This is a genomic window from Pseudomonas sp. HMWF006, assembly GCF_003061205.1.
Classification (GTDB): Bacteria; Pseudomonadota; Gammaproteobacteria; order Pseudomonadales; family Pseudomonadaceae; genus Aquipseudomonas; species Aquipseudomonas monsensis.
The window spans coordinates 1-4,952 of the sequence record NZ_QAIU01000103.1; the positions used below are offsets into that span (position 1 = coordinate 1).

General features: G+C 59.3%; 5 protein-coding genes and 1 pseudogene. 1 reads left to right on the top strand and 5 read right to left on the bottom strand.

What is annotated here, in order from left to right:
* A partial coding sequence (nadA, locus tag DBR24_RS03990; protein WP_158277020.1) for a quinolinate synthase NadA occupies nt 1-260 on the top strand: 260 nt, incomplete at its 5' end.
* 134 nt (nt 261-394) lie between these two features.
* On the opposite strand, the gene DBR24_RS04000 is transcribed toward nadA, so the two are convergent.
* The 5 genes and pseudogenes from DBR24_RS04000 to DBR24_RS04020 form a co-directional block, all read right to left on the bottom strand.
* Complete coding sequence (locus tag DBR24_RS04000) at nt 395-883, bottom strand: RDD family protein (protein WP_128613965.1); 489 nt, start codon at nt 881-883, stop codon at nt 395-397.
* Nucleotides 884-979: 96 nt separating this feature from the next.
* Complete coding sequence (locus DBR24_RS04005) at nt 980-1,192, bottom strand: cold-shock protein (RefSeq protein WP_003175786.1); 213 nt, start codon at nt 1,190-1,192, stop codon at nt 980-982.
* A 403-nt stretch (nt 1,193-1,595) separates the two neighbouring features.
* A complete protein-coding gene (gcvT, locus tag DBR24_RS04010; RefSeq protein WP_128613967.1) occupies nt 1,596-2,720 on the bottom strand; it encodes a glycine cleavage system aminomethyltransferase GcvT in 1,125 nt (374 codons plus the stop codon).
* A gap of 161 nt (nt 2,721-2,881) precedes the next feature.
* Nucleotides 2,882-4,258 (bottom strand): L-serine ammonia-lyase, encoded by a 1,377-nt coding sequence (locus tag DBR24_RS04015; protein WP_128613969.1) that lies wholly within the window; start codon nt 4,256-4,258, stop codon nt 2,882-2,884.
* A gap of 180 nt (nt 4,259-4,438) precedes the next feature.
* Nucleotides 4,439-4,952: pseudogene (locus tag DBR24_RS04020) on the bottom strand (glycine dehydrogenase (aminomethyl-transferring)); the annotation flags it as partial.

The following is a 4,952-nucleotide window of genomic DNA, read 5'->3' on the forward strand; positions in this document are numbered from 1 at the left end:
TCTTCTACAAGATGCAGCAGCTGTGCCCGGACAAGGTCTTCATCGAGGCGCCTACCGCCGGTAACGGCGCTGCGTGCCGCAGTTGCGCACATTGCCCGTGGATGGCCATGAACACCCTTGAGCGCACGCTCAAGAGCCTGAAAGAAGGGACAAACGAGATCTTTGTTGATCCGGCGTTGATTCCGCAGGCGATCCGACCGCTCAAGCGCATGCTGGATTTCACCCAGGCGGCACGGATGAAGCTGGCCGGCAACGCTTAAGCTCAAAGGCATTACACAAAACCTGTGGGAGCGAGCTTGCTCGCGAAAGCGGTGTGTCAGTCACCATTGGAGTCGACTGATACGACGCCTTCGCGAGCAAGCTCGCTCCCACAGTGGTATGGGGTGTCACGAAGTTATTTGGTCTTTTTCGGAATTCGCACGAGGCGGGTATCGGAATAGATGTCATGCCACGTGCGCTTCTGCTTGTCGTACAGCGACCAGAAGAATCCCAGCCCCACGCACAGCCACGACGCAATCGACACCATAAACCGCAACAGCGCCTGCCACAGACTGATCGCCGTGCCATTGGCGTTCTGCACCCGAATGCCCCACACCTGCATGCCCAGCGTCTGCCCGCCGTGGGTCCAGAACTTGGCGAAGAACGCGAACAGCACCAGCAGCAGTACCGTAGAGTAAAGCGGATCGCCATCCATTTTCCCGGCGTCGGTCAGCACGCGCAGGCGTTCTTCACCGATGATTGCCGCCTGGATCAGCTTGTAAACGAATCCGGTGACGATCAGCAGGGCGGTGCACAGCAGGAAGTCATAGAACATCGCGGCCAGGCGACGGCCGAGGCCAACGGCAGGAAAGTCGCCCTGTGGGATGAGCAAGGTTTTCGACATGGCAGCCTCTGGACGCAAAATGAAGCGCCATTTTACGGATTCGCGCGCACAAAAAAGCCCCTGATATCAATATCAGGGGCTTTTTCGTAACAGAAATCAGGCTTCTGCTTGTACTTCGTCAGCCTGCATGCCTTTCTGGCCTTGCACAGCAACGAAAGTCACTTTCTGGCCTTCTTTCAGGCTTTTGAAGCCGTTGCCCTGAATAGCGCGGAAATGCACGAACAGATCCGGACCGCTTTCTGGAGTGATAAAACCAAAACCTTTCTCGTCGTTAAACCACTTGACGGTACCGCTCTGACGTTGGGACATTTCTTATTTCCTTTGACGCAAAAATTGATGACAGTCTCTTCCTCATGAAAGAGTACTGGGGCTGGTTGCAGGAGAGTAAGAAGACGTCGAACGGGATGTAGCTAACTTGTAGGCTACTGCCCAGGTCACGATTCCAAGCTGACCCATGCAAACACAGTGGACAAACTCTACGCCAACTACGGGAGAAAAAACAAGCCCCGCGAAGGCCCCGGTTTTCCTGCACTTGCTGGCAGTTAGGCAATTCACTAGTGCGGCTTAGACGATTAGCTCGTTCAATTGTTTTCGAACGTTATAAGCAAAGTTCATATTCGAATCAGATGTTAGAAAATGCACTTTTTTGTGGCGATTGCGTTACACATTAGTGCACGCATAACGCAATCGCGTTACTTATAGAAACAGTCAATCAGCCACGATAGTAGCGTTGTGGAACAAATGGCATTTTGCTTACAAGCATTGACACCTTTTTCCCACGGACGATTGCCCAAACGGTGGTGTCGAGGGTGACATAAGCGCTGTCGAGGTATCCCATCGCCAGAGGGCCGCCCAGGGTCGGCCCGAAGCCGCCGCTGCACACGCTGCCGATGATCTCGCCCGCCTCGTTGACGATTTCCGCGCCTTCACGCACCGGGGTGCGCTCTTGCGGCAACAGGCCGACGCGTTTGCGTGCGACACCATTCTGCTGCTGGGCAAATACCTGTTCCGCCCCCGGGAAACCGCCGGCTCGCGCGCCGTCGGCACGGCGTGTCTTCGAGATCGCCCACAACAGGCTGGCCTCGATCGGCGTGGTCTCGGTGTTCATGTCGTGGCCGTAAAGGCACAGGCCGGCTTCCAGACGCAGTGAATCGCGGGCGCCGAGGCCGATGGCCTGGACTTCCGGTTCAGCCAGCAGGGCGCGGGCGAGTTTTTCCGCATCGGCGGCTGGCACCGAGATTTCGAAACCGTCTTCACCGGTGTAACCCGAACGGCTGACGAAGCAATCGACGCCCAGCAGTTGCACGCGATTGAACTGCATGAAGGTCATTTTCACCACGTCCGGCGCCAGCCGCGCGAGCACGGTGACGGCTGCCGGACCTTGCAGAGCGAGCAGGGCGCGCGCTTCGAACAGCTCCGTTATGGTGCACTGATCGCCGATGTGTTTTTGCAGATGCGCCAGGTCCTGATCCTTGCACGCGGCGTTGACCACCAGGAACAGCTCGTCGTTACCGAGGTTGGCGACCATCAGGTCGTCGAGGATGCCACCGTTGTCGTTGGTGAACATCGCATAACGCTGCATGCCCACCGGCAGGTCGATGATGTCCACCGGCACCAGGGTTTCCAGGGCTTTGGCGGCATTGGCACCGGTCAGGCGGATCTGGCCCATGTGCGAGACATCGAACAGGCCGGCGTGCTCACGGGTGTGTTGATGTTCCTTCATCACGCCCAGCGGGTATTGCACCGGCATGTCGTAGCCGGCGAACGGCACCATACGGGCACCAAGTTCGAGGTGCAGAGCGTGCAGCGGGGTTTTCGACAGTTGTTCGGTGGACATGCGTGGCTCCTTGAAAATGTGATTCGGGATCGGGGGCAAGATCAAAAGCCCCTCACCCCAGCCCTCTCCCGGAGGGAGAGGGAGCTAGTTACGTTTGGCTCCCGGAGGGAGAGGGTGCCAAGTACGATCGTCTCCCTGAGGGAGGCGGAGTTAAATAAGGTTCAGCATTCGATAATGTTGACCGCCAGACCGCCGCGGGCGGTCTCCTTGTATTTGCTTTTCATGTCGGCGCCGGTCTGGCGCATGGTGCGGATGACCTTGTCGAGGGAGACGAAGTGTTGGCCGTCTCCGCGCATGGCCATGCGTACCGCGTTGATCGCTTTCACCGAGCCCATCGCATTGCGTTCGATGCACGGCACCTGCACCAGTCCGCCAATCGGGTCGCAGGTCAGGCCGAGGTTGTGTTCCATGCCGATTTCCGCAGCGTTTTCCACTTGCTGCACGCTGCCGCCAAGGACTTCGCACAACGCACCGGCGGCCATCGAACAGGCGACACCGACTTCACCCTGACAGCCGACTTCGGCGCCGGAGATCGAGGCGTTTTCCTTGTACAGAATGCCGATGGCGGCAGCGGTCAGCAGAAAGCGCACGACGCCGTCATCGTTGGCTCCGGGAATAAAGCGCATGTAGTAATGCAGCACTGCGGGGATGATTCCCGCCGCGCCATTGGTGGGGGCGGTGACCACGCGTCCGCCATTGGCGTTTTCTTCGTTGACCGCCAGCGCGTACAGGTTGACCCAGTCGAGTACCGACAGCGGATCGCGCAGTGCCGACTCCGGGTTCTTGCACAGTTGCCGATGCAGCGCCGCCGCCCGGCGCTTGACCTTCAGCCCGCCCGGCAGGATGCCTTCGTTTCGGCATCCGGCGGCGACGCAGTCCTGCATCACTTGCCAGATGTTCAGCAGGCCGGCGCGGGTTTCCGCCTCCGGACGCCAGGCGCTCTCGTTGGTCAGCATCACCTGACTGATCGACAGCCCATAAGTGGCGCAATGACCGAGCAAATCCTTGGCGCTTTTGAACGGGAAGGTCAGCGGCGTAGCATCTTCGACAATCCGGTCGGCGCCGGCAGCGTCTTCGTCGACGACAAAACCACCGCCAACCGAGTAGTACTCGCGGCTGCGAATCTGAATGCCGGCGGCGTCGAATGCGCGAAAGATCATGCCGTTGGGGTGATAGGCCAATGGCTTGCGGATCATCGCCAGATGTTCTTTCTCGTTGAACGCAATGCTGTGTTCGCCGAGCAGGTTCAGCTGGCCATTACCGCGAATGGCTTGCAGGCGGGCGGCGACGGTTTCGGTGTCGACGGTGTCCGGGTGTTCACCCTCAAGGCCGAGCAGCACGGCCTTGTCACTGCCGTGACCTTTGCCGGTAGCGCCCAGCGAGCCATACAACTCGACGCGCACACTGGCGGTTGCGCTGAGCAGGTTTTCCCGGCGCAGGCCTTCGGCGAAGCGCGCAGCGGCACGCATCGGGCCGACGGTGTGGGAACTGGAAGGGCCGATGCCAATCTTGAACAGGTCGAACACGCTTAACGACATGAGTGGTTCTCCTGCGGAGCAGTTGTGAGCTTCAAGTTGCAAGCTACAAGTGAAAGCGGATCGGGTTTTTCCTTGCGGCTTCTATAAGGCCGCAGTGCATGCAGCGAGACACAAGCCGCAAGTAAAAAGCAGATCAGCCCTTACTTGCAGCTTGTAGCTCAAAGCTCGCAGCTGCTTTCCTTAAGCGTAGCTTTCGATCGACGGGCAGGCGCACACCAGGTTGCGGTCGCCGAACACGTTGTCGACGCGGCCGACCGGCGGCCAGTATTTGCCTTCAACCAGCGACGCCACCGGATACACCGCTTGCTCGCGGCTGTACGGGTGGGTCCACTCGCCGACCAGCTCCGCCGCAGTGTGCGGGGCGTTCTTCAGCGGGTTGTCGTCCTTGTCCAGCGTGCCGTTTTCCACTGCGCGGATTTCTTCGCGGATGCGGATCATGGCGTCGCAGAAGCGATCCAGTTCTTCCTTGGATTCGCTCTCGGTCGGCTCGATCATCAGCGTGCCGGCGACCGGGAACGACATGGTCGGCGCGTGGAAGCCGAAGTCGATCAGGCGCTTGGCAACGTCATCGACGCTGATGCCGCTGCTGTCTTTCAGCGGACGCAGGTCGAGGATGCACTCGTGCGCCACCAGGCCGTTGCTGCCGGTGTACAGCACTGGGTAGTGCTCTTCCAGACGACGGGAAATGTAGTTG